The sequence below is a fragment of the Amycolatopsis sp. WQ 127309 genome (assembly GCF_023023025.1).
GTDB lineage: Bacteria > Actinomycetota > Actinomycetes > Mycobacteriales > Pseudonocardiaceae > Amycolatopsis.
Genome location: NZ_CP095481.1, coordinates 909,055 through 934,816, shown reverse-complemented (window position 1 = coordinate 934,816; position 25,762 = coordinate 909,055). Strand labels below are relative to the sequence as shown.

General features: G+C 71.4%; 30 protein-coding genes. 21 read left to right on the top strand and 9 right to left on the bottom strand.

The window, feature by feature from the left end; genetic code table 11:
- Positions 1 to 43 precede the first annotated feature (43 nt).
- A complete protein-coding gene (gene murA, locus MUY22_RS03835) occupies positions 44 to 1,318 on the top strand; it encodes a UDP-N-acetylglucosamine 1-carboxyvinyltransferase (RefSeq protein ID WP_247057096.1) in 1,275 nt (424 codons plus the stop codon).
- 4 nt (positions 1,319 to 1,322) lie between these two features.
- Here murA and MUY22_RS03830 read toward each other — a convergent pair whose 3' ends face one another.
- Positions 1,323 to 1,916, bottom strand: coding sequence for a TetR/AcrR family transcriptional regulator (locus tag MUY22_RS03830; RefSeq protein WP_247057094.1), 594 nt, complete (start codon positions 1,914 to 1,916; stop codon positions 1,323 to 1,325).
- Positions 1,917 to 2,010: 94 nt separating this feature from the next.
- Here MUY22_RS03830 and MUY22_RS03825 point away from each other — a divergent pair, with 94 nt between their 5' ends.
- Genes MUY22_RS03825 through MUY22_RS03815 form a run of 3 tightly spaced genes read left to right on the top strand, consistent with a single transcriptional unit; the run spans position 2,011 to position 4,446 of the window.
- Positions 2,011 to 2,448 (top strand): nuclear transport factor 2 family protein, encoded by a 438-nt coding sequence (locus MUY22_RS03825; protein WP_256475478.1) that lies wholly within the window; start codon positions 2,011 to 2,013, stop codon positions 2,446 to 2,448.
- A complete protein-coding gene (locus MUY22_RS03820) occupies positions 2,441 to 3,259 on the top strand; it encodes an NAD(P)H-binding protein (RefSeq protein ID WP_247057092.1) in 819 nt (272 codons plus the stop codon). Before MUY22_RS03825 ends, MUY22_RS03820 begins: the two co-directional genes overlap by 8 nt.
- Complete coding sequence (locus MUY22_RS03815) at positions 3,256 to 4,446, top strand: S9 family peptidase (RefSeq protein ID WP_247057090.1); 1,191 nt, start codon at positions 3,256 to 3,258, stop codon at positions 4,444 to 4,446. Before MUY22_RS03820 ends, MUY22_RS03815 begins: the two co-directional genes overlap by 4 nt.
- Here MUY22_RS03815 and MUY22_RS03810 read toward each other — a convergent pair.
- The 3 genes from MUY22_RS03810 to MUY22_RS03800 all read right to left on the bottom strand — a co-directional run bounded on the left by MUY22_RS03810 (position 4,443) and on the right by MUY22_RS03800 (position 6,785).
- Entirely contained in the window at positions 4,443 to 5,057 is a 615-nt protein-coding gene (locus tag MUY22_RS03810) for a LysE family translocator (protein ID WP_247057089.1), read from the bottom strand. The genes MUY22_RS03815 and MUY22_RS03810 overlap by 4 nt on opposite strands.
- A 472-nt stretch (positions 5,058 to 5,529) precedes the next feature.
- Positions 5,530 to 6,156, bottom strand: a complete 627-nt coding sequence (locus MUY22_RS03805) for a LysE family translocator (RefSeq protein WP_247057088.1) — start codon at positions 6,154 to 6,156, stop codon at positions 5,530 to 5,532.
- Positions 6,156 to 6,785: a LysE family translocator gene (locus MUY22_RS03800; protein ID WP_247057087.1), complete on the bottom strand. Its 630-nt coding sequence runs from the start codon at positions 6,783 to 6,785 to the stop codon at positions 6,156 to 6,158. Before MUY22_RS03800 ends, MUY22_RS03805 begins: the two co-directional genes overlap by 1 nt.
- Before the next feature lie 145 nt (positions 6,786 to 6,930).
- Here MUY22_RS03800 and MUY22_RS03795 point away from each other — a divergent pair, with 145 nt between their 5' ends.
- The 3 genes from MUY22_RS03795 to MUY22_RS03785 all read left to right on the top strand — a co-directional run bounded on the left by MUY22_RS03795 (position 6,931) and on the right by MUY22_RS03785 (position 10,119).
- Positions 6,931 to 7,452, top strand: coding sequence for a PH domain-containing protein (locus MUY22_RS03795; protein ID WP_247057086.1), 522 nt, complete (start codon positions 6,931 to 6,933; stop codon positions 7,450 to 7,452).
- A gap of 57 nt (positions 7,453 to 7,509) precedes the next feature.
- Positions 7,510 to 8,019 carry a hypothetical protein gene (locus MUY22_RS03790; protein ID WP_247057085.1) on the top strand — a complete coding sequence of 170 codons (510 nt, stop codon included), beginning with the start codon at positions 7,510 to 7,512 and terminating at the stop codon, positions 8,017 to 8,019.
- Positions 8,020 to 8,103: 84 nt separating this feature from the next.
- The gene (locus tag MUY22_RS03785; RefSeq protein WP_256475475.1) at positions 8,104 to 10,119 is read left to right on the top strand and encodes a protein meaA; all 2,016 of its coding nucleotides are present in this window, start codon (positions 8,104 to 8,106) and stop codon (positions 10,117 to 10,119) included.
- Here the strand turns inward: MUY22_RS03785 and MUY22_RS03780 are convergent.
- Positions 10,112 to 10,666 carry a cysteine hydrolase family protein gene (locus tag MUY22_RS03780; RefSeq protein WP_247057084.1) on the bottom strand — a complete coding sequence of 185 codons (555 nt, stop codon included), beginning with the start codon at positions 10,664 to 10,666 and terminating at the stop codon, positions 10,112 to 10,114. The two genes, MUY22_RS03785 and MUY22_RS03780, sit on opposite strands and share 8 nt — an antisense overlap.
- A 71-nt stretch (positions 10,667 to 10,737) precedes the next feature.
- Here MUY22_RS03780 and MUY22_RS03775 point away from each other — a divergent pair, with 71 nt between their 5' ends.
- Together MUY22_RS03775 and MUY22_RS03770 are read left to right on the top strand one after the other, a co-directional pair.
- On the top strand, positions 10,738 to 11,700 hold the full coding sequence (locus MUY22_RS03775; RefSeq protein WP_247057083.1) for a GlxA family transcriptional regulator: 963 nt from the start codon (positions 10,738 to 10,740) through the stop codon (positions 11,698 to 11,700).
- Positions 11,697 to 12,470 (top strand): enoyl-CoA hydratase-related protein, encoded by a 774-nt coding sequence (locus tag MUY22_RS03770; protein WP_247057082.1) that lies wholly within the window; start codon positions 11,697 to 11,699, stop codon positions 12,468 to 12,470. Before MUY22_RS03775 ends, MUY22_RS03770 begins: the two co-directional genes overlap by 4 nt.
- A 20-nt stretch (positions 12,471 to 12,490) precedes the next feature.
- On the opposite strand, the gene MUY22_RS03765 is transcribed toward MUY22_RS03770, so the two are convergent.
- Positions 12,491 to 13,039 (bottom strand): NUDIX hydrolase, encoded by a 549-nt coding sequence (locus MUY22_RS03765; protein WP_247057080.1) that lies wholly within the window; start codon positions 13,037 to 13,039, stop codon positions 12,491 to 12,493.
- Positions 13,040 to 13,075: 36 nt separating this feature from the next.
- On the opposite strand from MUY22_RS03765, the gene nucS reads away from it, so the two are divergent.
- The 10 genes from nucS to MUY22_RS03715 all read left to right on the top strand — a co-directional run bounded on the left by nucS (position 13,076) and on the right by MUY22_RS03715 (position 22,782).
- Positions 13,076 to 13,735 (top strand): endonuclease NucS, encoded by a 660-nt coding sequence (gene nucS, locus MUY22_RS03760; RefSeq protein WP_247057078.1) that lies wholly within the window; start codon positions 13,076 to 13,078, stop codon positions 13,733 to 13,735.
- Positions 13,736 to 13,945, top strand: a complete 210-nt coding sequence (locus MUY22_RS03755; RefSeq protein WP_247057076.1) for a DUF1653 domain-containing protein — start codon at positions 13,736 to 13,738, stop codon at positions 13,943 to 13,945.
- A gap of 553 nt (positions 13,946 to 14,498) precedes the next feature.
- Positions 14,499 to 15,275, top strand: a complete 777-nt coding sequence (locus MUY22_RS03750) for a hypothetical protein (protein ID WP_247057074.1) — start codon at positions 14,499 to 14,501, stop codon at positions 15,273 to 15,275.
- A 196-nt stretch (positions 15,276 to 15,471) separates the two neighbouring features.
- Positions 15,472 to 17,166, top strand: a complete 1,695-nt coding sequence (locus MUY22_RS03745; protein WP_247057073.1) for a sodium:solute symporter family protein — start codon at positions 15,472 to 15,474, stop codon at positions 17,164 to 17,166.
- Between the two features lie 10 nt (positions 17,167 to 17,176).
- Positions 17,177 to 17,470, top strand: a complete 294-nt coding sequence (locus tag MUY22_RS03740) for a hypothetical protein (RefSeq protein WP_247057071.1) — start codon at positions 17,177 to 17,179, stop codon at positions 17,468 to 17,470.
- Between the two features lie 47 nt (positions 17,471 to 17,517).
- Entirely contained in the window at positions 17,518 to 18,522 is a 1,005-nt protein-coding gene (locus MUY22_RS03735; protein ID WP_247057069.1) for a DUF3558 domain-containing protein, read from the top strand.
- 67 nt (positions 18,523 to 18,589) lie between these two features.
- Entirely contained in the window at positions 18,590 to 19,591 is a 1,002-nt protein-coding gene (dhaK, locus tag MUY22_RS03730) for a dihydroxyacetone kinase subunit DhaK (protein ID WP_247057066.1), read from the top strand.
- A complete protein-coding gene (gene dhaL, locus MUY22_RS03725) occupies positions 19,591 to 20,220 on the top strand; it encodes a dihydroxyacetone kinase subunit DhaL (protein WP_247057064.1) in 630 nt (209 codons plus the stop codon). Before dhaK ends, dhaL begins: the two co-directional genes overlap by 1 nt.
- Complete coding sequence (dhaM, locus tag MUY22_RS03720) at positions 20,217 to 20,894, top strand: dihydroxyacetone kinase phosphoryl donor subunit DhaM (RefSeq protein WP_247057062.1); 678 nt, start codon at positions 20,217 to 20,219, stop codon at positions 20,892 to 20,894. Before dhaL ends, dhaM begins: the two co-directional genes overlap by 4 nt.
- Before the next feature lie 118 nt (positions 20,895 to 21,012).
- Positions 21,013 to 22,782: a 3-hydroxyacyl-CoA dehydrogenase family protein gene (locus MUY22_RS03715; protein ID WP_247057060.1), complete on the top strand. Its 1,770-nt coding sequence runs from the start codon at positions 21,013 to 21,015 to the stop codon at positions 22,780 to 22,782.
- Here the strand turns inward: MUY22_RS03715 and MUY22_RS03710 are convergent, their stop codons facing one another.
- The 3 genes from MUY22_RS03710 to MUY22_RS03700 form a co-directional block, all read right to left on the bottom strand.
- On the bottom strand, positions 22,783 to 23,280 hold the full coding sequence (locus MUY22_RS03710; protein WP_247057058.1) for a hypothetical protein: 498 nt from the start codon (positions 23,278 to 23,280) through the stop codon (positions 22,783 to 22,785). It lies immediately after the preceding gene.
- 142 nt (positions 23,281 to 23,422) lie between these two features.
- Positions 23,423 to 23,851, bottom strand: coding sequence for a nucleoside deaminase (locus tag MUY22_RS03705; protein WP_247057056.1), 429 nt, complete (start codon positions 23,849 to 23,851; stop codon positions 23,423 to 23,425).
- Positions 23,848 to 24,687: an LLM class flavin-dependent oxidoreductase gene (locus MUY22_RS03700; protein ID WP_247057054.1), complete on the bottom strand. Its 840-nt coding sequence runs from the start codon at positions 24,685 to 24,687 to the stop codon at positions 23,848 to 23,850. Before MUY22_RS03700 ends, MUY22_RS03705 begins: the two co-directional genes overlap by 4 nt.
- Before the next feature lie 92 nt (positions 24,688 to 24,779).
- Here MUY22_RS03700 and MUY22_RS03695 point away from each other — a divergent pair, with 92 nt between their 5' ends.
- Positions 24,780 to 25,244 (top strand): Lrp/AsnC family transcriptional regulator, encoded by a 465-nt coding sequence (locus MUY22_RS03695; protein WP_247057052.1) that lies wholly within the window; start codon positions 24,780 to 24,782, stop codon positions 25,242 to 25,244.
- Positions 25,228 to 25,752: an adenylate kinase gene (locus MUY22_RS03690; protein WP_247057050.1), complete on the top strand. Its 525-nt coding sequence runs from the start codon at positions 25,228 to 25,230 to the stop codon at positions 25,750 to 25,752. Before MUY22_RS03695 ends, MUY22_RS03690 begins: the two co-directional genes overlap by 17 nt.
- The last annotated feature ends 10 nt before the right edge of the window (positions 25,753 to 25,762 follow it).

Sequence of the window (25,762 nt, the reverse complement as noted above, 5' to 3'; positions counted from 1 at the left end):
CCCGCCCGGGTCGAATCCGGGCGAGAGGGCATGATTGGCGGCCATGAGCGAGCACTTCGACGTGCATGGCGGAGCCCGGCTGGTCGGCGAGGTCGACGTGGTCGGGGCCAAGAACAGCGTGCTGAAGCTGATGGCCGCGGCCCTCCTCGCGGAGGGCACCACGACCATCACGAACTGCCCGCAGATCCTCGACGTCCCGCTGATGGGCGACGTGCTGCGGAGCGTCGGCTGCGAGGTCGTCATCGAGGGCGACACGGCCACGATCACCACGCCGGCCGAGCTGTCCCACCGCGCCGACTCGGCGGCGATGGGCAAGCTGCGCGCGTCCGTCTGCGTGCTGGGACCGCTGGTCGGCCGGCTGAAGCAGGCCGTCGTGGCGCTGCCGGGCGGCGACGCGATCGGCTCGCGGCCGCTGGACATGCACCAGAACGGCCTGCGCAAGCTGGGCGCGACGAGCACCATCGAGCACGGCTGCGTCGTCGCGAAGGCCGAGACGCTGGTCGGCGCGCAGATCTGGCTGGACTTCCCGAGCGTCGGCGCGACCGAGAACATCCTGATGGCCGCCGTCCTCGCCGAGGGCACCACGGTGATCGACAACTGCGCGCGCGAGCCCGAGATCGTCGACATCTGCACGATGCTCGTGGAGATGGGCGCGAAGGTCGAAGGCGCCGGGACGTCGACGCTGACCGTGCACGGCGTGGAGCAGCTGCACCCCACCGAGCACAGCGTGATCGGCGACCGGATCGTGGGCGCCACCTGGGCGTTCGCGGCGTCGATGACCCGCGGCGACCTGACCGTGCGCGGGGTCAACCCGCACCACCTCGACCTGGTGCTGGACAAGCTCCAGCTGGCCGGCGCCGAGGTCACCACGTTCGGCGACAAGGGCTTCCGCATCGTGCAGGCCGAGCGGCCGCAGGCGGTCGACTGGGTGACGCTGCCGTACCCCGGCTTCGCGACCGACCTGCAGCCGTTCGCGGTCGCGCTGTCAGCGGTGTCCGAGGGCACGTCGATGATCACGGAGAACGTCTACGAGGCCCGGTTCCGGTTCATCGAGGAGATGATCCGGCTCTCCGGCGACACCCGCACGGACGGCCACCACGCGGTGGTCCGCGGCGTCGAACGGCTCTCCAGCGCGCCGGTCTGGGCGTCGGACATCCGCGCGGGCGCCGGGCTGGTGCTGGCCGGGCTGTGCGCGGACGGCGTCACCGAGGTCTGGGACGTCTTCCACATCGACCGCGGCTACCCGCACTTCGTCGAGAACCTGAACCGCCTGGGCGCGCGCATCGAGCGCGTCAGCGGCGAGCCCGACCGCACCTGAGCCGTCACACGTCCTGCGCGCCCAGCGCGCGCAGGACGTACTCCACCAGCCGGTCCAGGTAGTCCGGCTCCACCGGGGCCCGGCGGACCACCATGCGCCAGTAGATCGGCGCGCCCAGGACGTCCATCGCCATCTCGACGTCGAGGTCCGCCGGCAGCTCGCCGCGGTCCATCGCGCGGCGCAGCATTACCTCCGCGCGGTCGCGGCGCGGGCCGCCGATGCTGGTGCGCGCGCTTTCGGCCATCTCGGGGTTCCGCGCGCCCTCGGCGACGAGGTCCGGCAGGATCCGCGAGAACACCGGGTGCGTGAGCCAGTCGATCATCGCCTGCAGCGTCACGCGCAGGTCGCCGCGCAGTGAGCCGGTGTCTTCGAGCACCGCGCGCGACACGCTGAACTCCGCGACGACCGCGGTGATCATCTCGTGCTTCGACGTCCACCGCCGGTACAGCGCGCTCTTGCCGACCCCGGCCCGTTTCGCCACCGCTTCCATCGACAGCCGCCCGTAACCCTGCTCGGCGAGCTCGTGCAGCACCGCGTCCGTGATGGCCTGGGTGACTTCGGGCTGGAGGACCGCGGCGCCGGTCGGGGTGCGTGCCATGACGCGCAGTCTAGCGGGTGGACGGAACGGTACCGTCCCGTCTACAGTGACGTCGGGACGGTACCGTCTCGTCCAAACGTTCAAGGAGGCATCCGTGCTACCGAGCGAACTCGTCGAGCACGCGCTCGACCTGCTGGTGAAGCACGACATGGCCGGGTTCGCCGGGCTGTGGGCCGAGGACGGCGTCCTCGAGTTCCCGTTCGCCGCGGCGGGCTACCCGGCCCGCGTCGAGGGCCGGGACGCCATCGCCGACTACCTGCGGGGCTACCCGGACCTGCTCGACGTCCGGGCGATCACGGCGAAGACCGTGCACGAGACCGCCGACCCGGGCGTGGTGGTCGTGGAGATGACCGCGGCCGGTGTCGTCGTCGCGTCGCGGAAGCCGTACGAGCTGTCCTACATCGCCGTGCTGACGGTCGAAGACGGCGAGATCCGGCGCTACCGCGACTACTGGAGCCCGCTCGCCGCGGCCGAGCTGATGGGCGGCGTCGACGAGCTGACGGCGGCGTTCGCCGGGAGCGACCGTGGCTGACGTCCTGGTCCTCGGCGGCACCGGCACCACCGGCGGCCGGGTCGTCGCGGGCCTGCGCGCCCTCGGTGTCACAGCGCGGGCCGCCACGCGCAAGGTGAGCGAACCCGGCCAGGTGCGCTTCGACTGGACCGACCGCGCCACCCACGCCGCCGCGCTGCACGACGTCTCCGCCGTGTACCTGCTCGCCCCGATCGGCGAGGCCGAGCCCGCGCGGCTTGTCGAACCGTTCCTGGCGGACGCGCTCGACGCCGGCGTCCGGCGGGTCGTGCTGCTCAGCTCGTCGGCCGTCACCGCGGACTCGCCCGGCCTCGGCGAGCTGCAGCGCCTGGTGCGCGCCGCGCCGGAGTACGCCGTGCTGAAGCCGTCGTGGTTCATGCAGAACTTCACCGGCGAGCACCTGGTCGCCCAGGGCGTGCGGGACGGCGAGATCGTCACCGCCACCGGGGACGGCCGGGTGGCGTTCGTCGACGCCGGCGACATCGCGGCGGTCGCCGTCCGCGCGCTGACCGACGCCGAACCGCACAACACCGAACACGTCCTGACCGGCCCTTCGGCGGTCAGCTACGCCGAAGCCGCCGAGATCGTCGCCGCGCACACCGGACGTCCGGTGCGGCACCGCGCGGTGAGCACCGCCGAGTTCGCCGCTTTGGTTACCGCGTCCGGGATTCCCGCCGAGTTCGCCGCCGTTCTCGCCGCGCTCGACGAGGACATCCGCCGCGGCACCGAAGACCGCGTCACCCCGGCCGTCGAAGAGGTCACCGGCCGGCCCGCTCGTTCGTTCCGCACGTTCGTGGAGGAGGAAATCCGATGAAGCAGCTCATGTTCACCGAGGACCCGCAGTTCTGGTTCGAGACCCTGCGCCTGTTCGGCCACGCGGCCTACGGCGGTTCGGACTTCGGCGAGGTGCTCGCGGCGGCGTCGACCGTGACGCCGGGCGACTACGACAGCTGGCACGACGCCTACCGCGCCCTGGCCGACCGGCTGTACGCCGAAGCGGCCGACGCGAGCCCGGTCACCGCGCGCGATCTGCTGCTGCGCGCGTCGACGTACTACTTCTCGGCGGACTTCTTCCTGCACGGCGACCCGGCGGACCCGCGGATCGCGGCGGCGTACGACCGCAGCGTCGAGTGCTTCCGCCGCGCGGGCGTCGCCGAGCCGGTCGAAATCCCGTACGAGGGCACGGTGCTGCAGGGCTACTTCTACCGCGCGCCCGGTGCCGGGCCGAAGCCGGTCCTGGTGATGCACAGCGGTTTCGACGGCAGCGCCGAGGAACTCCACTTCTTCGGCGCGGCGTCCGGCGCCGAGCGCGGCTACCACGTCCTGACCTTCGACGGTCCCGGCCAGCCGAGCGCGATGCACCGCGACAAGCTCGTGTTCCGGCCGGACTGGGAGCACGCCGTCACGCCGGTGGTGGACTTCGTGCTCGGCCTCGACGGCGTCGACCCGGCGCGGATCGCGTTGCTGGGCGTCAGCCTGGGTGGCGAGCTCGCGCCGCGCGCGGCGGCGTTCGAGCCGCGGCTGGCGGCGGTGATCGCGGTCGACGGCGTCTACGACGCGGGCTCCGCGGTGACGTCGATGCTGCCGTGGGACCGCGACGAGATCGTCCGCCGCGCCAACGCCGAGCACGACGAGGAGTTCGACGCACTGCTCGCCGCCGGCCGGCAGGCCAGCTCGACCCTGCGCTGGGCGTGCGACCACGGCCGGTACGTCCTGGGCGCGGCGACGGACCGCGAGTTCGTCGCGAAGTACCTCGAGTACACCCTCGAAGGCGGCATCGCGGAGAAGATCACGTGCCCGACGCTGATCTGCGAAGCGGCGGACGACCTGTTCTTCGCCGGTGAGACGGAAACCGAGCCGCGCCGGCTGTACGAGCACGTGACGGCGCCGAAGACGTTGCTGACGTTCACGGCGGAGGAAGGCGCGGACGCCCACTGCCACGTCGGCGCGCAGCGGCTCGCGACCGGCCGCGTCTACGACTGGCTGGACCGCACGCTCTAGCTTTCGACGGCGAGCGCGGCCCCGAAACCGAGCAGCGCGGCGCCGGTGACACCGTCGAGGGTGCGGCGGACCCGGCGCCGCAGCAGCCACGCGCGAATCCGCTGCACCCCGGCGACGATGACGAGCTGCCACAGCGTCGCGAGCACCCCGACGGTCCCGGCGAGCACCAGCGCTTCGGCGACGGTCGAGTCCGGCGTGAGGAACTGCGGCAGCATCGAGAGGTAGAAGACGAGGACCTTCGGGTTGGTGAGGTTGCAGAGAAAGCCCTCACGCCACCGCCGCCCACCGCGGGGCGCGCCGGCGGCGAGGGCCCGGTAGTCCCCCCGCCACGCGGCGACGAGCGCTTTGACGCCGAGATAACCGAGGTAACCGGCACCGGCCCAGCGCAGAGCTTCGAAAACGGGTTCGGACCGCACGATCACGGCACTCAGCCCAAGCGCGGCGGCCAGGCCTTGCGCGAGGTTCCCGGACCCGATGCCGAGAGCGGTCAGCACCCCGCCCCGCCGCCCACCGGCGAGCGAGTTCTTGAGCACCAGCGCGGTATCCGGCCCGGGCACGACGAGCATGAGTAGGACGAAGAGCAGATAGGTGCCGTAGGTTCCCCAGGTCATACGACCGAGGCTAGGACGCACGGCGGCGGTTGTCGCCGGATCCCGGAATGCGGTCCCGCCGGGCGCGGCCGATGCTGTCACGACGCCCCGTCGAGCCTCGGCCACCCAGGCCCGCCCCCACCCTCCTCCAGGGGGGCGTGCCCAAGTCCAGTCTATCGGCGGGGACCGACCAGACCGGCCGTGAAGCGGTTTTCGCGCGGAGTTGTCCACATCGGGCGAGGCCTGTGGACAACGCTTGGCGCCGGCTCGCGCGGTGGCCGGAACGGGGTCTTGGAAAGCCTCGTCCCGGGGCGGCGACGAAAGCTTCGCTCCGGGCCAGGCGATAAAAGGCTCGCTCGGGGCGGGTGACGAAAGCCTTGCCCCGGGAGCAGGCAACGTCGCTCCGGGAGCGGGTGACAAAAGCCTCGCTGCGGGGCGGGTGACAAAGCCTCGCTCCGTGAGCAGGCAAACTCGCCCCCGGAAGCAGGCGACGTCAGCCTTCGAGGGCCAGTGCCGCGCCGAAGCCGAGCAGTGCCGTTCCGGTGACGCCGTCCATGGCGCGGCGCACCTTCCGCTGCTGCAACCAGCCGCGGACCCGGTGCACGAACAACAGCAGCAGCACCTGCCACACCACGCCCAGGGCGGCGACCGTGTACGCCAGCAGCAGCGCGTCGCCCTGGTCCGTCACGCCCGGGGTCAGGAACTGCGGCAGCACCGACAGGTACAGCACGATCACCTTGGGGTTGGTGATGTTGGAGAGGAACCCTTCGCGGAACCGCCGGGCGCGGGACGCGCGGGCCCGGCGGACGTCGTCGAGCGCTTCGTAGTCTCCGCGCCAGGCGCCGCGCAGGGCCTGGACGCCCAGGTACACCAGGTAGGCCGCGCCGAGCCACTTCACCGTCACGAACACCGGCTGGTAGCGGGTGATCACCGCGCCCAGCCCGAGCGCGGCCGCCGTGCCCTGCAGGAAGTTCGCGACGCTGATGCCGCCGCACGCCCAGCCGCCGCCGCGCGCGCCGCCGGTGAGCGCGTTCTTCAGCACCACCATGGTGTCCGGGCCCGGCATCATCGCCAGCAACGCCATCATCGCCGCGAACCCGGCGTAGGTGCTCCACGTCATCAGGACTCCAGGGCGAGGGCGGCGCCGAACCCGACCAGCGCGGTGCCGGTGACGCCGTCGAGCGTCCGGCGGACCCGGCGACGGCCCAGCCACGCGCGCACGCGGTGCACGAACACCAGCAGCACCAGCAACCACAGCCCGCCGATCACGGCGGTGGTGTAGGCCAGCGCGAGCGCGTCCCACGTCGTCGTGTGCCCGGGGTCGAGGAACTGCGGCAGCACCGACAGGTACAGCACCAGCACCTTCGGGTTGGTGACGTTGGAGAGCAGGCCCTCGCGGAACCGCCGGAAACCCCCGCCGCGACGGCGTTGCTGCGTCTGCTCGACGACGTCGTAGTGCCCGCGGAACGCGCCGCGCAACGCCTGGAAGCCGAGGAAGACGAGGTAGGCCGCGCCGACCCACTTGAGGGCGAGGAACACCGGCTGCGACTTCGCGATGAGCACGCCGAGCCCGAGCGCGGCGGCGCTGCCCTGCACGACGTTCCCGGTGACGATCCCGAGCGACGCGAGCAGCCCGCCCCGGAAGCCGCCGGACAGCGCGTTCTTCAGCATCACCATCGTGTCCGGCCCCGGCGCGAGCACGATCAGGACCACGATGAGCAGGTAACTCCCGTACACACTCCACGTCACGGCTACCCACGCTAACCGACGGATCTCGGTCCGGTCTCGCGGATTTCCGTCACAACGGCAGCCCTTCGGAACCGGGCGCGCACAGAGGGTGCGCGGGCCCGCACGGCATTCGGCGCCGGCCACCCCGGCAGAGTAGTGTTCGGCCATGTCAGCAGGGGAAATCGATCTTCTACCCGGTGAGCGCGTGCTCTGGGCGGGCGAGCCGGTCCAGCGCCCGTTCTACGTCGCCGCGGACGGGGTGATCGCCCCCGCCGGGCTCGTGGTCGCCGCGGCCGCGCTGTGGTTCCTCCTCACGCAACGACCCGAAGGCGCGGGCATGCTCGCCGGGCTGATCGTGCTGGCGGCCGGCTTCTACGGCGCAGTCGGCCGGTCCGCCGTCCGCTACCTCGCGCTCGGCCGGACGACCTACGCCGTGACGGACAGCCGGATCATCGCGCGCTCGGGCCTGTTCCGGCAGAAGGAACGTTCCAGCGAACTGGCCGGCCTGTCGGCACCGGCCCTCAAGCCCGGCCGGTCGAGCACGGGCACCTTCGCCTTCCCCGAGCCCGGCTCGGTGACGCTGATGGGCGTCGGCGAACCCAAGCGCGTCCGCGACCTGCTGACCAAGGCCATCGACGAGGCGAAGAGCCGCCAGGCTCCGCCGGAACCGGGCAGTTCGGCCGCCTGAAGGCAACCTTTCCGGGGCGTTCGGGCGTCAGCTCGGAGAGAGCCTGGGGAGGTCACCGTGGATGTACCGCCGAATGTCCTGCGACACGGCGAGCAGCTGCTCTGGTCGGGACGGCCGCAACGCTTCGCCCTCCGAGGGGACGACTGGGCGCTCCTGGTCTTCGGCGTGGTCTGGGCGGCCTCGGGCATCGTGCTTCCGGTGTTCGGCGCCAGCGGTCGGATCTCGCTCTTTCCGGCGGGTGTCGGGATCTTGGGTCTCGCGGTCGTCTGGGGCGTGGTCATCGCCAGGCAACGGGCGCTGCGCCGTTCCGTGTACGTCCTCACCGAGCGGCGGCTCGTGGTGGCCGATCGCGTTTCGGGCGGGGTTCGCGCTTCGGTGCACTTGGGTGCGCTGCGGTCGCCGGTCGCCCGGGTCGGCCGCGGTGCTTTCGGCAGCGTCACCCTCGGCCGGACCGACGTCCCCGGTTCCGCTGCGGCGTGGGCGGGCCGGAAACCCGCGGTCGCACTGCTCGGCCTGCCCGACGCCGAGTACGTCCGGGACCTGATCGCGCAGGTCCAGGCCCGCTAGTCACCCGGACGTGTCCGATTCCACTCCGCTACCTAAGTTACCGGCCGGTACACTCTGTGGGTCGACCAGCGCCGGAGGTGCACAGTGCCGTACCCATCCGACCACGAGCGGGATCGCCCGTGGGTGATGCGCACGTACGCGGGGCACTCCTCCGCGGCCGCGTCGAACGAGCTCTACCGGCGCAACCTCGCCAAGGGGCAGACCGGGCTCTCCGTCGCCTTCGACCTGCCGACCCAGACCGGTTACGACCCGGACCACCAGCTCAGCCGCGGCGAGGTCGGCAAGGTCGGCGTGCCCGTGTCGCACATCGGCGACATGCGGCGGCTCTTCGACGGCATCCCGCTCGCCGAGGCCAACACGTCGATGACCATCAACGCGCCGGCCATGTGGCTGCTCGCGCTGTACGTCTCCGTGGCGCGCGAGCAGGCCGAAGCCGAGGGCCGGGACGTCGACGAGGTGCTCGCGAAGCTCACCGGCACCACGCAGAACGACATCATCAAGGAGTACCTGTCCCGCGGGACCTACATCTTCCCGCCGGGCCCGAGCCTGCGGCTGATCACCGACATGATCGCGTGGACCGTGCACCACGTGCCGAAGTGGAACCCGATCAACATCTGCAGCTACCACCTGCAGGAAGCCGGCGCGACGCCGACGCAGGAGGTCGCGTACGCGCTGTGCACCGCGATCGCCGTGCTCGACGCCGTCCGCGACTCCGGGCAGGTCGACCCGGCGGACATGGGCAAGGTCGTCGCGCGGATCTCGTTCTTCGTCAACGCCGGCGTCCGGTTCGTCGAGGAGATGTCCAAGATGCGCGCGTTCACCGCGCTCTGGGACGAGATCACGCGGGATCGTTACGGCGTAACGGATCCGAAGGCGCGCCGGCTGCGTTACGGCGTCCAGGTCAACTCGCTCGGGCTCACCGAAGCCCAGCCCGAGAACAACGTCCAGCGGATCGTGCTGGAGATGCTCGCGGTGTCGCTCTCCCGCGGCGCGCGGGCCCGCGCGATCCAGCTGCCGGCGTGGAACGAGGCGCTCGGCCTGCCCCGGCCGTGGGACCAGCAGTGGGCGCTGCGGATGCAGCAGGTGCTCGCCTTCGAGACGGACTTGCTGGAGTACGAGGACATCTTCGACGGCTCGCACGTCATCCAGGCCAAGGTCGACGAGATCACGGCCGGCGCGCGCGAGGAGATCGCCCGCGTCCAGGACGTCGGCGGCGCGGTCGCCGCGGTCGAGAGCGGCTACATGAAGTCGCAGCTGGTCGGGTCGCTGGCCGAGTACCGCCGCGGGATGGAGAACGGCGAGCGGGTGCTGGTCGGGGTCAACAAGTTCGCGACGACCGAGCCGTCGCCGCTGCAGGCCGAAGGTGCGAAGGCGATCGAGACGATCGACCCGGCCGTCGAGAAGGACGCCGTCGCGGCGCTGGAGGAGTGGCGCGGCCGGCGGGACAGCGACGCCGTCGAGCGGTCGCTGGCCACGCTGAAGGAGACCGCGCGGACGTCCGCGAACCTCTTCGAGGCCACTGTGGACTGTGCGCGGGCCGGCGTGACCACCGGCGAGTGGTCCGGCGCGCTGCGCGAGGTGTTCGGCGAATACCGGGCGCCCACCGGGGTTTCCGCGACCGCCGCGGGTGGCGGCGACCCGGGGATCGAGCGGGTGCGCGCCCGCGTCCGCGCCACCGAGGCGGAACTGGGCGAGCGGCTGCGGATCCTGGTCGGCAAGCCGGGGCTCGACGGCCACTCCAACGGCGCCGAGCAGGTCGCCGTCCGCGCCCGCGACGTCGGCTTCGAAGTCGTCTACCAGGGCATCCGGCTGACGCCCGAGCAGATCACCGCGGCCGCCGTGCAGGAAGGCGTGCACGTCGTCGGGCTGTCGGTGCTGTCCGGCTCGCACCTCGAGGTCGTGCCGCACGTCGTCGACGGCCTGCGGGCCGCGGGCGCGGGTGACGTGCCGGTGATCGTCGGCGGGATCATCCCGCCCGACGACGCCGCGTTGCTCACCGAACGCGGCATCGCGCGGGTGTTCACGCCCAAGGACTACGAGCTGACCGACATCATGGACGGCATCGTCTCGCTCATCCGGGAGCGCCACGGCCTCAGCTGAGGCCCGCCAGGATGTCCTTCGTGGACTTGACGGTGGCGAACTGGTTGTGCAGGTTCGCCGCCGTGACGCGGTACAGCTCGTCGGCGGTGACGACGTCGCCGTCCACGCCCGGCAGGTCGAACGTGAACGTCGCGTCGAGCGCGAAAGTCACGTCGTAGCCGAGGTTCCCGCCCATCCGCGCGGTGGTCTCGCAGCAGAAGTTCGTCTGGATGCCGGCGAGCACGAAGCTCGTGATGCCGCGCTTGCGCAGCCACGCGTCGAGGTCGACGTCGCCGATGAACGCCGAGTTGACCCGCTTGCCGAACACCAGGTCGGGGCGCGCGTCGTCGAGTTCGGGCTTGAAGTCGTTGCCCGGCTGGCCGGGCCGCAGCGACGACTTCGGTCCCGTCGAGTCGTGGTGCACCAGCACGACCGGCAGCCGCCGCTCCTGCCACGCGTCGAGCAGGGCCTTGATGTTCGCTTCGGCGCCGGGGTTGTTGCGCGGTCCCCAGACGGGCTCGTCGAACCCGCGCTGGACGTCGATCAGGATGAGTGCCGTTTCGGTCATGACGTCGAGTTTCGCGGTTCCGTGCCGCCCCGGGGAGTGGCAGAAGACGCGCGATGCGGTACTTTTCTGCCATGCGCACGATCGGCGTCCTGCTCCTGCCCGGCACCCGGATGTTCGACCTCGCGGTGATCGGCGAGGTCTGGGGCCAGGACCGCACCGACAGCGGGATCGGCCCGTTCACCCTGCGGCTGTGCAGCCCGGGCCGGGTCCGCACGGCCGTCTCGCCGTTCGGCGACGTCGCGGCCACGCACGGCCTGGCCGGGCTCGACGGCTGCGACCTCGTGCTGGCGCCGGGCCGCGACGACCCGCTCGCTCCGGTGCCTTCGGCCGCCGGCGCGGCCCTGCGGCGGGCGCACCGCGCGGGGACGACGGTGGCCGCGCTGTGCTCGGGCGCGTTCACGCTGGCCGCCGCCGACCTGCTCGACGGGCGCGCCGCGACCACGCACTGGCGCGACTTCGACGCGCTGACTGTCGCCGCGCCGCGCGCCGACCTGCGGCGCGACGTGCTCTACACCGACGACGACGGCGTCCTGACCTCGGCGGGCGTCGTCGGCGGCCTCGACCTCTGCCTGTACCTGGTCCGCCGGGACCACGGCGCGGACGTCGCCGCCGCGCTCGCGCGCCGGCTGGTGATGCCGCCGGCGCGCGAAGGCGGGCAGCGCCAGTACGTCGACAACCCGCTGCCGCCGGCGACCGCCCAGCCGGGCATGGCGTCCACAATGGACTGGGCGCTGGCCCGGATCGGCGACGACATCGGCGTCGAGGACCTGGTCGGGCACGCGCGGATGAGCGAGCGGACGTTCCACCGGGAGTTCGCCGCGGCCACCGGCGTGACGCCGGGACGCTGGCTGCGCGTCCAGCGCGTCCGGTACGCGCAGCGCTTGCTGGAGACGACCGAGCTGCCGGTCGAACGGGTCGCGCAACGCTCCGGCCTGGGCACCGCGGCGAACCTGCGGCGCCGGATGCGCGCCGAGGTCGGCGTCGGCCCGGACAGTTACCGGCGCACGTTCCGACGGGTTACCGTCGGGGCATGACCGAGTACGAGCACATCCTGGTCAAGCGCGACGGCGACACCGTCACGATCACCATGAACCGCGCGGCCCGGCGCAACTCGCTGTCCGCGGGCCACCTCGCCGAGCTGCTGGCCGCGTTCCACGAGGCCGGGACGTCCGACGCGACGGGCATCGTGCTGGCCGGCGCCGGCCCGGTGTTCTCCGCCGGCCACGACTTCGGCGACGTCGCCGCGCGCGACCTGATGGGCGTGCGCGAGCTGCTGACGTTGTGCACGGACCTGATGCGCACGATGCAGTCGGTGCCGCAGGTGGTCATCGCGCGGGTGCACGGCCTGGCCACCGCCGCGGGCTGCCAGCTGGTGGCTTCGTGCGACCTCGCCGTCGCCGCCGAGTCGGCGGGTTTCGCGCTCCCGGGCGGCAAGGGCGGCTGGTTCTGCCACACGCCGGCGGTCCCGGTGGCGCGCTCGATCGGCCGCAAGCGCCTGATGGAGCTGGCGCTGACCGGCGACGTCGTCGAAGCGCCGACCGCGCTCGACTGGGGCCTGGTCAACCGCGTCGTGCCGGACGAGCGGCTCGACGACGCCGTCGCGGAGCTGCTCGCGCGGGCGACGCGGGGCAGCCGGGCGAGCAAGGCGATGGGCAAGGTGACGCTGTACGCCCAGCTGGACCGGCCCGAAGCCGACGCGTACGCGATCGCGCTGGAGGTCATGGCCTCGGCGTCGCAGCTGCCCGGCGCCCGCGAAGGCATGGCGGCGTTCCTGGAGAAGCGCAAGCCCTCCTGGCCCGACTGATCACGGCTTCCCGGCGAGAGTCACCTGATCGGGTACCGCTCGGCCAGCATGAGCTGGGCCCACGCGGCCAGCGACTGCGCGTCGGTCATCTCGCCGGTGAGGATCATCTTCTCGACGTCGGCGCGGGTGAACCAGGCGCTGCGCATGTCCTGCTCTTCGATCTCGCGCTCCGGCTCGCCCTCGGTGAGCTCGGTGGCGAGGAACACCCAGCCGCGCTGGCTGCTCATCCCGGCCGCGACGTCGAGCCGGCCGAGCGTCACCATCGAGCCGGCGCGCAGCCCGGTCTCCTCGCGCAGCTCGCGGGCCGCGAGCTCGCCGGGCGGCACGTCGGCCAGGTCGGGCGCGGTGCCCTGCGGGAACTCCCAGCGGCGTTCGCCGAGCGGGTAGCGGAACTGCTCGACCAGCCGGAACCGGTCGCCGTCCTGGGCGATGACGAGCGCGTACGCCGGTTTGTCGATCACGCCGTAGATGCCGGCCGAGCCGTCGAGACGGCGGATTTCGTCCTCCCGGACGGTCATCCAATTGTTCCGGTACACCTCGCGGGACGCGACACGCTGAATGGGGTCCACCAGACCAGTATCCCGGACCTGTCCTACCCTCCTCGGGTGCGTCTCGTGATCGCGCGGTGCCAGGTCGACTACGCCGGCCGGCTGACCGCCCACCTGCCGATGGCTACCCGGCTGCTGCTCGTGAAGTCCGACGGCTCGGTGTCGGTCCACTCCGACGACCGCGCGTACAAGCCGTTGAACTGGATGAGCCCGCCCTGCTGGCTGATCGAGGACGGCAAGATCTGGATCGTCGAGAACAAGCAGGGCGAGAAGCTGGTGATCTCGATCGAGGAGATCTTCCACGACTACTCCCAGGCGCTGGGTGCGGAGCCGGGCCTGCAGAAGGACGGCGTCGAGGCGCACCTGCAGGCCCTGCTGGCCGAGCACATCAAAACCCTCGGCGACGGCTACACCCTGGTCCGCCGCGAGTTCCCCACGCCGATCGGCCCGGTCGACATCATGGCCCGCGACGCCGACGGCAAGTCGGTGGCGGTGGAGATCAAGCGCCGCGGCGAGATCGACGGCGTCGAGCAGCTGACGCGCTACCTGGAGCTGCTGAACCGCGACCCGCTGCTGGCCCCGGTGCAGGGCGTGTTCGCGGCCCAGATCATCAAGCCGCAGGCGCGCACGCTGGCGGAGGACCGCGGGATCCGCTGCCTGACCCTGGACTACGACGAGCTGCGCGGCATCGAGTCCGACGAGTTCCGGCTGTTCTGAGTGGTGCAGCCCGGCCGCTACGTCCACTACAAGGGCAACGAGTACGAGGTGCTCGGCGTCGCGTCGCACAGCGAGACCGAGGAACAACTGGTCGTGTACCGCGCGCTCTACGGCGAGCGGGGCCTGTGGGTGCGCCCGGAAGCGATGTTCACCGAGACGGTCGAGACGCCGGGCGGTCCGGTACCGCGGTTTTGTCCGGTGACTTCCTGAGCCACCTTCACCACAGTTCGACGGTCGCCCCGGCGCTCTCGAGCGCCCGCCGCGCCGCTTCGGCCTGTTCCGCCGGCACCTGCTGAAGAGGGCCGGTGCCGGGCTCGTTCGTTCAGCGGATCGGTGAAATCGCGTGCCTCGAACCGTGAAGGGGGATTCCTCCGGGCGGTCCGGTGGCGGGAAGACGCACCTGAGCCGCTTCACCCGTCGCCGTTGTCACGGTGATGCCGAATCGATGCCGTATTCGTGTATCTGATTCGGCTGCCATTACTCCGGCCGGGGAATTGTTGACCGGATAGCGCGCGTTGCGGTGGGCCGATCATTTCATCCGCCTTATCTTAATGCGCTGTTCGGGTGAGGTGCGGATCCATTGAGTGCGGCTCGTGGGATACTCGATTCGAGGGGTTCCGCCGGTACGTCCGGTGTGGCCGGAGGGTGGTGCGCTCGGCCGTCTTTCTTCGTCGTGCCAACGTTTGTTTCCGCCTTTGAGCTCGGTGTGCGCATGTCCTCTGGTCGATGTGCGCGCGTTTTCGCCTGCACGGAGGAGGAAGTCATGCGTTATCGCCCGCTCGGTTCCGATCCGCTCGACCCGCGGCTGGGCCGGTTCATTCCGGACGACTGGGAGCACGTCGAACGGTATCCGTTGTCGGCGCTCGCCGACGACGACCGGCCGACGCGGTCGCCCGTCGTCATCGGGGTCAACTGGTACTCCGCTTTCGACACGCCGGAGCAGGACGAGAAGTCCGGCGAGTTCTTCATCGCGAAGGCGGGCGCCGCCGCGCTCGGCCGGATCCGCGGCGGGCACTGCGTCTGCCTCGAACCGGGCGGCACCCCGGACACCGACGCCAACTACGCCTTCTACGACCAGGGCGCGGAAGGCGCCTGTGTCGGCTTTGGCTGGTCGCGGTGCATGTCGCTGTTCAACGGCGGCGAGTACACCGCCCGCTGGCTCTGGGACGCGGCCAAGAAGGGCGACGAGTGGCCCGAGACCAACCCCGGTGACGACAACGGCACCTCCGTCCGCGCCGGCGCCGAGGTGCTCAAGGACGCCGGGCACGTCCTCTGGGACGACTCGTACAAGAACGACGACTGGGAGGCGCGGGAGAAGTACGTCCCCGACGCCAAGCAGGGCATCGCGGCCTTCCGCTGGGCCAAGTCGGTCGACGACGTGCACGCCGTCCTCGGCAACCCGCGGGCCGACGAGCTCGGCGCGGTGCCGCTGCTCAACTCGTGGGGTCCGCAGTACCCGCACCGCACCTACCTGCCCGACGACGTGCTCGCCCGGCTGATCGACGAGGAGGGCGAGATCGCCGTCCCGACCGATCGATGATCGGCAACTGAGCCGCTCCCGCGGCGTCGAGGGCGCGTTTCCGCTGGTCATAGACCGGGAAACGCGCCCTCTGTGCACAATGGACAGCTCAGCGTGCCGACCCGGAAACCATGCAGTACTGTCCGGATCCGACAGGACAGTGGTGATTCCTGTCGGTTCTTGTCCAGTTTGAAAGTACAGCCGGGAGGTGGGTCGGGTGCTTCTCGCCGATGCGAACCTGCGACTCGACGCCAACGCGATCGACTACATCGAGCTGGCGTTCTACTTCGTCCTGGTGCTCGGCATCGGGTACCTGGCCCGAAGGCAGGTGTCGAGCAGTCTCGACTTCTTCCTGTCGGGCCGTTCGCTGCCCGCCTGGGTGACCGGCCTGGCGTTCATCTCCGCGAACCTCGGCGCGGTCGAGGTCATGGGCATGTCGGCCAACGGCGCCCAGTACGGCCTGCCGACCGTGCACTACTTCTGGATCGGCGCGATCCCGGCGATGCTGTTCCTCGGCATCGTGATGATGCCGTTCTACTACGGCTCGAAGGTCCGCAGCGTCCCGGAGTTCATGCGCCGCCGCTTCGGCAAGCCGGCCCACCTGCTCAACGGCATCAGCTTCGCCGCCGCTCAGATCCTGATCGCGGGCGCGAACCTGTTCCTGCTGGCCAGTGTCGTGAACCTGCTGCTGGGCTGGCCGATCTGGGTGTCGATCATCATCGCCGCCGTGATCGTGCTCTCCTACACCGCGCTCGGCGGTCTCTCCGCCGCGATCTACAACGAGGTCCTGCAGTTCTTCGTGATCGTCATCGCGCTGGTCCCGCTGACGATCATCGGCCTGGTGAAGGTCGGCGGCTGGCAGGGCCTGGTCGACAAGGTCACCGGCAGCCCGGGCGGCACCGCGCAGCTGCACTCGTGGCCCGGTGACAACCTGACGGGCTTCGGCAACAACATCCTCTCGATCCTCGGCATCGTGTTCGGTCTGGGCTTCGTGCTCTCGTTCGGCTACTGGACGACGAACTTCGTCGAGGTCCAGCGCGCGATGGCGTCGAAGAGCATGTCCGCCGCGCGGCGCACGCCGATCATCGGCGCGTTCCCGAAGATGCTGGTCCCGTTCATCGTGATCATCCCCGGCATGATCGCCGCGGTCACCGTGTCCGAGTACGTCAAGGACAAGCAGGTCCTGCTCGACGGCGGCACCGCGGAAAGCGGCGTCACCTTCAACAACGCGCTCCTGCTGCTGATGCGCGACCTGCTGCCCAACGGCATGCTCGGCATCGCGATCGCCGGCCTGCTGGCCTCGTTCATGGCCGGCATGGCCGCGAACCTCAGCTCGTTCAACACGGTCTTCACGTACGACATCTGGCAGACGTACGTCCAGAAGGACAAGCCGGACGGCTACTACCTGCGCCTCGGGCGCATCGTGACGTCGGTCGGCACGGTCCTCGCGATCGGCACCGCGTTCATCGCCTCGAACTCCGGCAACATCCTGGACTACCTGCAGGACCTGTTCTCGTTCTTCAACGCGCCGCTGTTCGCGACGTTCATCCTGGGCATGTTCTGGAAGCGGATGACGCCGCACGCCGGCTGGAGCGGCCTGCTCCTCGGTACCACGTCCGCGATCACCGTCTGGGGCCTGTCGCAGGGCGGGGTGATCGGCCTGAGCGGCCAGGGCACCAGCTTCGTGGCCGCCGGTACCGCGTTCGTCGTCGACATCGTGGTGAGCGTCGTGGTCTCGCTGGCGACCAAGCCGAAGCCGGACGAAGAGCTGGTGGGTCTCGTCTACTCGCTGACGCCGAAGTCGACGCGGCAGCACGACAACACCGGCGAGAACGCGGGCTGGTACCGCAAGCCGGGCCTGCTCGCGGGCATCGTGCTCATCCTGACCATCGCGCTCAACGTCATCTTCTAGGAGGTCCGTCATGGCTACCGAGTCCGGCGCGCGGCCGAAGAAGGCGGGCGCTTTCGACATCCGGCTGATCATCGCCCTGCTGATCGGCGTCTACGGCGTCATCCTCACGGTGCTGGGCATCGGCTTCACCACGGACGCCGAGCTGCAGAAGGCGGCCGGGGTGAACATCAACCTGTGGGCCGGGATCGGCATGCTGGTGGTCGCCGCGCTGTTCTTCACCTGGGCGCAGGTCCGGCCGCTGGTCGTGCCGGCCGAGACCGAGACGGAAGAGACCATCGACACGACCCCGGCGGCGGGCGAATAGCCGGGTTGTCCGGACAGCGGCGCGCTGCTGCCGCTACCGTGCATCGCGTGCTCCCTGATGTTCGACGCCGCCGTCTTCCGAAGCTGTTCCTGCTGGTCACCGCCCTCACGCTGACGCTGACCGCGTGCGGGCAGGACCTCGGCCGGTCCAACTTCGCGCGGACGACGGTGCCCGCGGGGGCCGGCTCGGGCCCGGCCACCGACGGCCCGATCACCGACGCCGCGGTGGCCACCGGCGCTCTGCGCACGATCAAGCCGTGCCAGTTCCTGACCAAGGACGCCCTCGGCGCGCTCGGCCTCGGCACGGTCGAGGAGGACCCGACGCCGTCGTCGATCGCCTACGACCGCTGCACCAACAAGGTCAAGGACCCCGGCGGCAAGGAGATCCGGCTCGACTTCGAGATCGGCAACACCCTGCTGCCGCACGCGGACAAGACGACCGGCCTGGTCGGCGGGCTGCCGCTGCGCGTCGACAAGACCGACGACTCGGACTGCACGGTCGCGGCGATGACCGCGCTGAACCCGGACACGGCCATCACCCTGACGGTCGCCTACCCGGGTGATCCCTGCCGTCCCGGGCAGACGCTGATGGACGCCGTCGTGCAGAAGCTGCACAGCTCGCCGGAGAAGTACTCCACGCCGCCGGGCACGCTGCTGACCGCCGACCCGTGCGCGATGGCGGAGTCCTCTGTGGTCGCCTCGGCCGCGCCGTCCGCTAAGCCGGCGCCGTCGGGCCTGCACGCCTGCGACTGGAAGGCCAAGGCCGCCTCCGCGACGGTGACGGTCGGGTTCCTGCCGGGCCTGCCCCCGATCGTGGGCGACGGTTACTCCAAGGTGGACCTCGGTGGCGGGATCACCGGCTTCCAGAAGAAGGGCACGTCGGGCTCGTCGCAGTGCGACGTGGAGTGGCAGCACCGGCCGTGGCAGGGCGACGACGTCGAACTGGCCCAGGTGCGCTACCAGAACTACGACGCCCAGGCGGACAAGGACGACCCGTGCGGCAAGGCGGTCACCGTCGCGAAGAACGTCGTCTCCCTGCTCCCGAAACCCTGACCTGGCGTACGGCCGCGCGGAGATGTAGGAAGAGGGCACCCACCCGCCGATGTTGCCGGAGGTTGCCGTGAAGAAGATCATCAACGATCCGGCGAACGTGGTCGTGGAGTCGCTGCGGGGACTCGCCGCCGCGCACGCCGACATCCTCCGCGTCCAGGAGGACCCGGACGTCGTGGTCCGCGCCGACGCCCCGGTCGCGGGCAAGGTCGCCGTCATCTCCGGCGGCGGGGCCGGGCACGAGCCGCTGCACGGCGGCTTCGTCGGCCTGGGCATGCTCGCCGCCGCCGTCCCGGGTGCGGTGTTCACCTCGCCCACCCCGGACGCCGTGCAGGCCGCCGTCACCGCGACCACGGGTGACGCCGGGGCGCTGCTGATCGTGAAGAACTACACCGGTGACGTGCTCAACTTCGAGACCGCCGCCGAGCTGGCCGCCGCCGACGGCCTCGAGGTGCGCAGCGTCGTGATCGACGACGACGTCGCGGTCAAGGACTCGACGTTCACCGCCGGCCGCCGCGGGGTCGGCGGCACGGTGCTGCTGGAGAAGATCACCGGCGCCGCCGCCGAGCGCGGTGACTCGCTCGACGCGGTGACCGCGCTGGCGGAGAGGGTGATCGGCCAGGTGCGCTCGATCGGCGTCGCGCTGACCGCGCCGACCGTGCCGCACGCCGGCACCCCCAGCTTCGAGCTCGCCGACGACGAGATCGAGTTCGGCATCGGCATCCACGGCGAGCCCGGCCGCGAGCGGATCCCGCTCGAACCGGCCGACGCGCTGGTCGCGCGCATGGTCGAGGCGATCGTCTCGGACCTGCCGTTCGCCTCCGGGGATCGCGTGCTGCTGTTCACCAACTCGATGGGCGGCACCCCGCTGGTCGAGCTCTACCTGGCCCACGGCATCGCCGAGCGGCTGCTGGCCGAGCGTGGGATCGTGGTCGAACGCCGGCTGGTCGGGCCGTACATCACCAGCCTCGAGATGCAGGGGATGAGTCTGACGTTGCTCAAACTGGACGACGAGCTGACGGAGCTCTGGGACGCGCCGGTCAACACCGCGGCCCTGCGGTGGGGGCTCTGATGACCTGCAAGTCCGAAGGGGTCGCGGCGGCCGTGCGCGCCGCCGCGGCGGTCGTCGCCGAGCACCGGGCCGAGCTGATCGAGCTCGACCGCGCGATCGGCGACGGCGACCACGGCGAGAACCTGAACCGCGGCTTCACGGCCGTCGTCGCGGCCCTCGACGCCGCCGAGCCGGACACCCCGGGCGGGGTGCTGAAGCTCGTCGCGACGACGCTGATCTCCAAGGTCGGCGGCGCGGCCGGCCCGTTGTACGGCACGGCTTTCCTGCGTGCCTCGGCCAAGCTGGGCACGGCCGCCGAGCTCGACGTCCCGGCGCTGCTGGACGCGCTGCGCGCCGGGCTCGAAGGCGTCCAGGCCCGCGGGAAGGCCGTGGCCGGCGACGCGACGATGGTCGACGCCCTGATCCCCGCCCTTTCGGCCGCGGAGAAGGCGGCCGAGGACGGCGGGGACGTCGCCGCGGTGCTGACCGCGGCCGCCGACGCCGCCGACCGCGGCGCCGAGTCCACAGTGGACCTGGTGCCGCGCAAGGGCCGGGCGTCCTACCTCGGCGAGCGGGCGGTGGGCCACCTGGACCCGGGCGCGCGCTCGTCGGCCCTGCTGCTGCGGGCGTTCGCGGGAGCCGCCCGGTGAGCGTCGGCATCGTGCTCGTGTCGCACAGCGGGAAGCTCGCGGAAGGCCTCGCCGAACTGGCCGCCCAGATGGCCCCGGACGTCACGATCCTGGCCGCCGGTGGCCTCGCCGACGGCGGGATCGGCACGGACTACGACGAGGTCGTCGCGGCCACCCAGCGCGCCGACTCCGGGGCCGGGGTGGTGCTGCTCTACGACCTCGGCAGCGCCCAGATGACCGCGGAATTGGCCGTCGAGTCGCTGGCCGACCCGTCGGCCGCCCTCGTCGCCGACGGCCCGCTGGTCGAGGGCGCGATCGCGGCGGCCGTCGCCGCGCAGGCCGGCGGGGACCGCAAGGCGGTGGCGGAGGCCGCCGCGGCGGCCGGGATGCCCGAGGACCTGACGCCCGCCACCGCCGAGCCCGCCGCCGGTGGTACCGAAATCGAGCTGGAACTGCACAACGAGGTCGGGCTGCACGCACGGCCGGCCGCGGTGCTGGTGCGCACGCTGAGCGCGTTCGACGCCGAGGTGAAGGTCGGCCTCGGCGAGCAGGAGGCCGACGGGCACAGCGTGCTGGCCCTGATGTCGCTCGGCGCCCGGCAAGGTGACCGGATCCGCGTCCGGGCCAGCGGCCCGCAGGCGTCCGAGGCGCTGGCCAAGGCGAAAGAGCTGGTGGAGGGCAATTTCGGCGAGTGAGCCCGCGTTGCCGACCGGGTGACAAACGCCGTTCTGACTCGATTCCGTCTGGGCTTCAGAAGGCGGCGCGTGGCAGTATCGGGGCAATTACCGGCGAGTAACATCACTGGAGGCCTCGATGGCGCGGGACATCTCGACAGTCGGAGTGGTCGGCCTCGGCACGATGGGGGCCGGTATCGCCGAAGTGCTCGCGCGCAGCGGCCTCGACGTCATCACGGTCGAGCTGGACGAGACGGGCGTCGCACGCGGCCGGGGGCACCTGGAGCACTCGACCGAGCGCGCCCTGTCCGGCGGAAAGCTCGACGAAGCGGGCCGGGAGGCCCTGCTGGGTCGGATCCGGTACAGCACCACGCTCTCGGATCTGTCCGAAGTGGACCTCGTGGTCGAGGCGATCCCGGAGAGCCTGGCGGCCAAGGCCGACGTCTTCACGCAGCTGGACAAGGTCACCCGGCCGGAGGTCGTGTTCGCGTCCAACACGTCCTCGCTGTCGATCACCGAGATCGGCGTGCACACCGCGCGCCCCGGCAAGGTCGTCGGCATGCACTTCTTCAACCCGGCGCCGGTGCAGAAGCTCGTCGAGATCGTGAAGACCGTGGTCACCGAGCCGGAGGTGGTCACCGACGTCGTCGCGTTCGCCGAGCGGCTGGGCAAGGTGCCGGTGGTGATCGGCGACCGGGCCGGGTTCATCGCGAACGCGCTGCTGTTCGGCTACCTGAACCACGCGGTGCGGATGTACGAGCAGCGCTACGCCACGCGCGAGGACCTCGACGCCGCGATGCGCTTCGGCTGCGGCTACCCGATGGGCCCGCTCGCGCTGCTCGACCTGATCGGGCTGGACACCGCGAACGAGATCCTCGACACGATGTACCACCAGTCCCGCAACCGGCTGCACGCGCCGGCGCCGCTGCTCAAGCAGATGATCACCGCGGGCCTGCTCGGCCGCAAGACCGGCCGCGGCTTCTACACCTACGACGCGCCGGACTCGCCGAACGTGGTCGTGGACGCCACGGCGACGTCCACTGTGGACGGTGTCGCGCCGCGGCCGGTCGCGAAGGTCGGTGTGGTCGGCACCGGCACGATGGCCACCGGCATCGCGGAGGTCTTCGCGAAGCGCGGCCTCGACGTCGTGCTGCGGGCCCGCAGCCTGGAGAAGGCCCAGGCTTCGGTGGCGAAGGTGAAGAAGTCGCTCGACAAGGCCGTGGTCAAGGGCAAGCTGTCCGAAGAGGACGCGGCGCTGGCCTTGGGGAGGATCACCCCGGTCACCGACTTCGATGCCCTGGCCGACGTCGACCTGGTCGTCGAGGCGGTGGCCGAGGAGCTTTCGGTGAAGCAGGCGGTGTTCGCGGCCCTGGACGAGGTCGTCCGCCCCGGCGCCGTCCTGGCCACGACGACGTCCTCCCTGCCGGTGATCGAGTGCGCCGCGGCGACTTCGCGGCCGGGCGATGTGGTCGGTCTCCACTTCTTCAACCCGGCCCCGGTGATGAAGCTGGTGGAGGTCGTGTCGACCATCGCCACGGCCCCGGACGTCGTCGCCACGGCGAGCGCGGTCTGCCAGGCCGTCGGCAAGCACGCCGTCCACTGCGGCGACCGCGCGGGCTTCATCGTCAACGCGCTGTTGTTCCCGTACCTCAACGACGCCGTGAAGATGCTGGAGGCGCACTACGCCGGCGCCGACGACATCGACACGGCGATGAAGGTCGGCTGCGGCCTGCCGATGGGCCCGTTCGAGCTGCTGGATGTCGTGGGCCTCGACGTCTCCCTGGCCATCCAGCGGACGCTCTACAACGAGTTCCGCGAGGAAGGCTTCGCGCCGGCGCCGCTGCTGGAGCACCTGGTCACCGCCGGCCGGCTGGGGCGGAAGACCGGGAAGGGCTTCAAGGACTACTGATCAGCCACCCAGGCTGAGCGCGACGTCGCCGTCGCGCGCGTCCTGCGGTGTCACCATGGTCCGGCCGCGGTGGGCGACCTCGACCAGGTAGATCTGCTCGCCCGCGGGGACGCTCTGCGCGGACAGGGAGAACACGCAGGTGCCCATGCCCGCCGGCCGTCCGGTGCCGAGCGCGCCCCGGGAGAGCACGGTGCCGGCGGCGTTGTAGACCGTGACCGCGGCGCCACCGGTGATGTCCGCATAACCGCCGGAGCCGACGCACGTGCCGAAGCCGTCCCCGCCGCTGGTCAACGTGAACGTGCCACGGAGGTCGAACGTGCCCCCGGACGGGCCCGCGGGACCGCCGGAACCGGCCAGGCCGAGGCCGGCCCACAGCGCGCCGACCAGCGCCGCGCCGCCCGTGGCCGCGAGCACCAGGCGCCAGGGGCTGGTCCGGTACCCGGGCCGAGCCGGTGCGGCCGCCGGCGCGCCGGGATCCGGTTGGTACAGGTCGGTCATCGGGACACCTCCGGTCGGCACGATCGGCGGGTCCGTTCGTGCGAAGGAGGTCGTCCGGAGGATGGCGCCCGTTACCCCGGCGCCCGGATCGTGCTCGGTTGGCGCAACGCTCGCCAGGACCGCTTCCAGGGGGCGTCGGCCGCTACCGGTAGTACCCCTCGACCGGGACGCGGGCCTCGTCGAACAGCGCGGGGCCGTCGAGCTTGTGGCCGCCCCAGGTGACCGGCGGCCGCAGGGTGAGGAACTGCTCGGTCGACAGCGCGTAGACGACCCGGCCGAGCCCGGACCGCTCGATCGCGCCGGCGCACATCCCGCACGGCTGGGTGCTGGTGAACATCGTCGTCGCCGCCGCGACCTCCGGGGCCAGGTGCTGCGCCGCCCAGCGGGCGAGCTTCAGCTCGGGGTGCGCCGTGATGTCGTCGTCGGTGATCGAGGTGTTGCGGTCCTCGGCCAGGACGTTGCCGTCGGTGTCCGCCAGCAGGGAGCCGAACGGCGGGTTGCCGTGCACCTCGCGCGCTTCACGGGCCAGCTCGATCGCCCGCCGGAGCAGGGTTTCCTCGGTGTCGTTCACAGTTTCTCCTTCCAGGACGCGGCAATCACCGCGAGGTCTCGCCAAGCCGGCTCCGGGTGGAGGGTCTCGGCCGGGTCGGCGTCGAACGGGTCGAGCACGACGGTGTCGGCACCCAGGTCCCGCAACCGCGCCAGGTCGTCGAGGACCTGGTCGAGCGTGCCCTCGCCGGCGCGCCGGTCCGGCCCGGTCACCGGCGTGTCCGTCAGCCGCAGCAGGATCCGCGGCGCGAACCCGGGCACCGGCCGGTCGCCGGCCAGGGTTGTCAAGCGCCCCAGCCCTTCCCGGAACCCGGCCATGGTCAGCCGCAACGGGTGCCACGCGTCGCCGAGCTCGATCGCCCGGCGCAGCCCGGCGTCGCTGAGCCCGCCGAGCCAGAGCGGGATCGGGCCCGCGCGGTAGTCGTCGTGCTCGGCCCAGGCCGCGCGGATCGTCCGCAGGTACTCGGTGGTGAGCTTCCCGCGCCGCTCGAACGGGACGCCCAGCGCGTCGAACTCCTGCTTCGCCCAGCCGATGCCGGCGCCGAGCACGAGCCGGCCGCCGCTGAGCTGGTCGAGGTTCGCCGCCATCCGGGCGACCAGCAGGGGATGGCGGTACGGCACGACCAGCACGGTGGTCCCCAGGCGCACCCGCGTCGTGACGCCGGCCAGCCACGACAGCGTCGTGAACGGCTCGTAGAACGGCGCCGGGTACTGCACCGCGACGTCGGGCGTGATCGCGACGTGGTCGGACACCATCAGCAGGTCGTAGCCGAGGCCTTCGACGGTCTGCGCCCACGAGCGCAGTGCGCCGGGATCCGTGCCGGGGCCGAAGTTGGGGACGTTCACGCCGATCTTCACCCACCAAGGCTACGAGGGGAAAGCCCTGATCGGAAGGGATCGGCCACGGCGTTCACCGGCTTCGGCCGTGGATCTCGCGGTATATTCGCCGGATGACCGAGAGTCTCGATCCGACCGACTGGGCCATCCTGGTCGAGCTCCAGCGTGACGCCCGGCTGCCCCTCACCGAGCTGGGCCGCCGGGTGAACCTCAGCGCGTCCGCGACCACCGAACGCCTCCGCCGCCTCGAGGCCACCGGCGTGATCACCGGGTACCGCGCGGACATCGACCTCGGCAAGGTCGGGTACGCGGTGCTGGCCGTCGTCCGGCTCAAGTACCCGGGCAGCCGCCACGAGCCGCTGCACAAGCTGCTGGCCGAGCGCTTCGAGATCCTCGAATGCGTGCGCACCACCGGCGACGACTGCTACACGCTCAAGGTCGCTGCGGCCTCGATGGCCCACCTCGAGCGCACGATGGACGAGCTGGCCCAGTTCGGCAGCACGACCACGAGCATCGTCTACAGCCAGACCCTGCCCTACCGAGGACCGCAGGAGCCCGCCCGTGACCTCGACTCCTGACCGGATCGTCGTCTACGGCGTCACCGGCTCGGGCAAGTCGACGCTTGCCGCGCGGATCGCCGAGCGCACCGGCCTGCCGTACCACTCCGTGGACGACCTCACCTGGCAGCCGGGCTGGGTCCAGGTGCCCGACGAGGAGCAGCGCCGCCGCATCGCGGAGGTCTGCGCGGGGGAGCGCTGGGTCCTCGACGCCGCGTACAGCCGGTGGAAGGACGTCGTGCTGCCCCGCACCCAGCTCATCGTGGGACTCGACTACCCGCGCGGGCTTTCGCTGGGCCGCCTGCTGCGCCGGACGGCCGTGCGGTCGGTGACCCGCGAGCGGATCTGCAACGGCAACGTCGAGTCGTTCCGCCAGACGTTCTCCGCCGACTCGATCATCCGCTGGCACTTCGCGTCGTTCGCGCGGAAGCGGGCGACCATCCGGGGCTGGGCCGTCGAACCGCCGTGCCCCGCGGTCCTCCGCATGACGTCCCCGCGCCAGACACGCCGGTGGCTCGAGACGCTGTGACGTCGACGGC

Excerpts from the sequence above, each read along its gene's own strand:
- murA (WP_247057096.1), top strand. The coding sequence starts at position 44 with ATGAGCGAGCACTTCGACGTGCATGGCGGAGCCCGGCTGGTCGGCGAG.
- MUY22_RS03830 (WP_247057094.1), bottom strand. The coding sequence starts at position 1,916 with ATGGCACGCACCCCGACCGGCGCCGCGGTCCTCCAGCCCGAAGTCACC.
- MUY22_RS03815 (WP_247057090.1), top strand. The coding sequence starts at position 3,256 with ATGAAGCAGCTCATGTTCACCGAGGACCCGCAGTTCTGGTTCGAGACC.
- MUY22_RS03810 (WP_247057089.1), bottom strand. The coding sequence starts at position 5,057 with ATGACCTGGGGAACCTACGGCACCTATCTGCTCTTCGTCCTACTCATG.
- MUY22_RS03805 (WP_247057088.1), bottom strand. The coding sequence starts at position 6,156 with ATGACGTGGAGCACCTACGCCGGGTTCGCGGCGATGATGGCGTTGCTG.
- MUY22_RS03795 (WP_247057086.1), top strand. The coding sequence starts at position 6,931 with ATGTCAGCAGGGGAAATCGATCTTCTACCCGGTGAGCGCGTGCTCTGG.
- MUY22_RS03780 (WP_247057084.1), bottom strand. The coding sequence starts at position 10,666 with ATGACCGAAACGGCACTCATCCTGATCGACGTCCAGCGCGGGTTCGAC.
- MUY22_RS03775 (WP_247057083.1), top strand. The coding sequence starts at position 10,738 with ATGCGCACGATCGGCGTCCTGCTCCTGCCCGGCACCCGGATGTTCGAC.
- MUY22_RS03770 (WP_247057082.1), top strand. The coding sequence starts at position 11,697 with ATGACCGAGTACGAGCACATCCTGGTCAAGCGCGACGGCGACACCGTC.
- MUY22_RS03750 (WP_247057074.1), top strand. The coding sequence starts at position 14,499 with ATGCGTTATCGCCCGCTCGGTTCCGATCCGCTCGACCCGCGGCTGGGC.
- MUY22_RS03740 (WP_247057071.1), top strand. The coding sequence starts at position 17,177 with ATGGCTACCGAGTCCGGCGCGCGGCCGAAGAAGGCGGGCGCTTTCGAC.
- dhaL (WP_247057064.1), top strand. The coding sequence starts at position 19,591 with ATGACCTGCAAGTCCGAAGGGGTCGCGGCGGCCGTGCGCGCCGCCGCG.
- MUY22_RS03715 (WP_247057060.1), top strand. The coding sequence starts at position 21,013 with ATGGCGCGGGACATCTCGACAGTCGGAGTGGTCGGCCTCGGCACGATG.
- MUY22_RS03710 (WP_247057058.1), bottom strand. The coding sequence starts at position 23,280 with ATGACCGACCTGTACCAACCGGATCCCGGCGCGCCGGCGGCCGCACCG.
- MUY22_RS03695 (WP_247057052.1), top strand. The coding sequence starts at position 24,780 with ATGACCGAGAGTCTCGATCCGACCGACTGGGCCATCCTGGTCGAGCTC.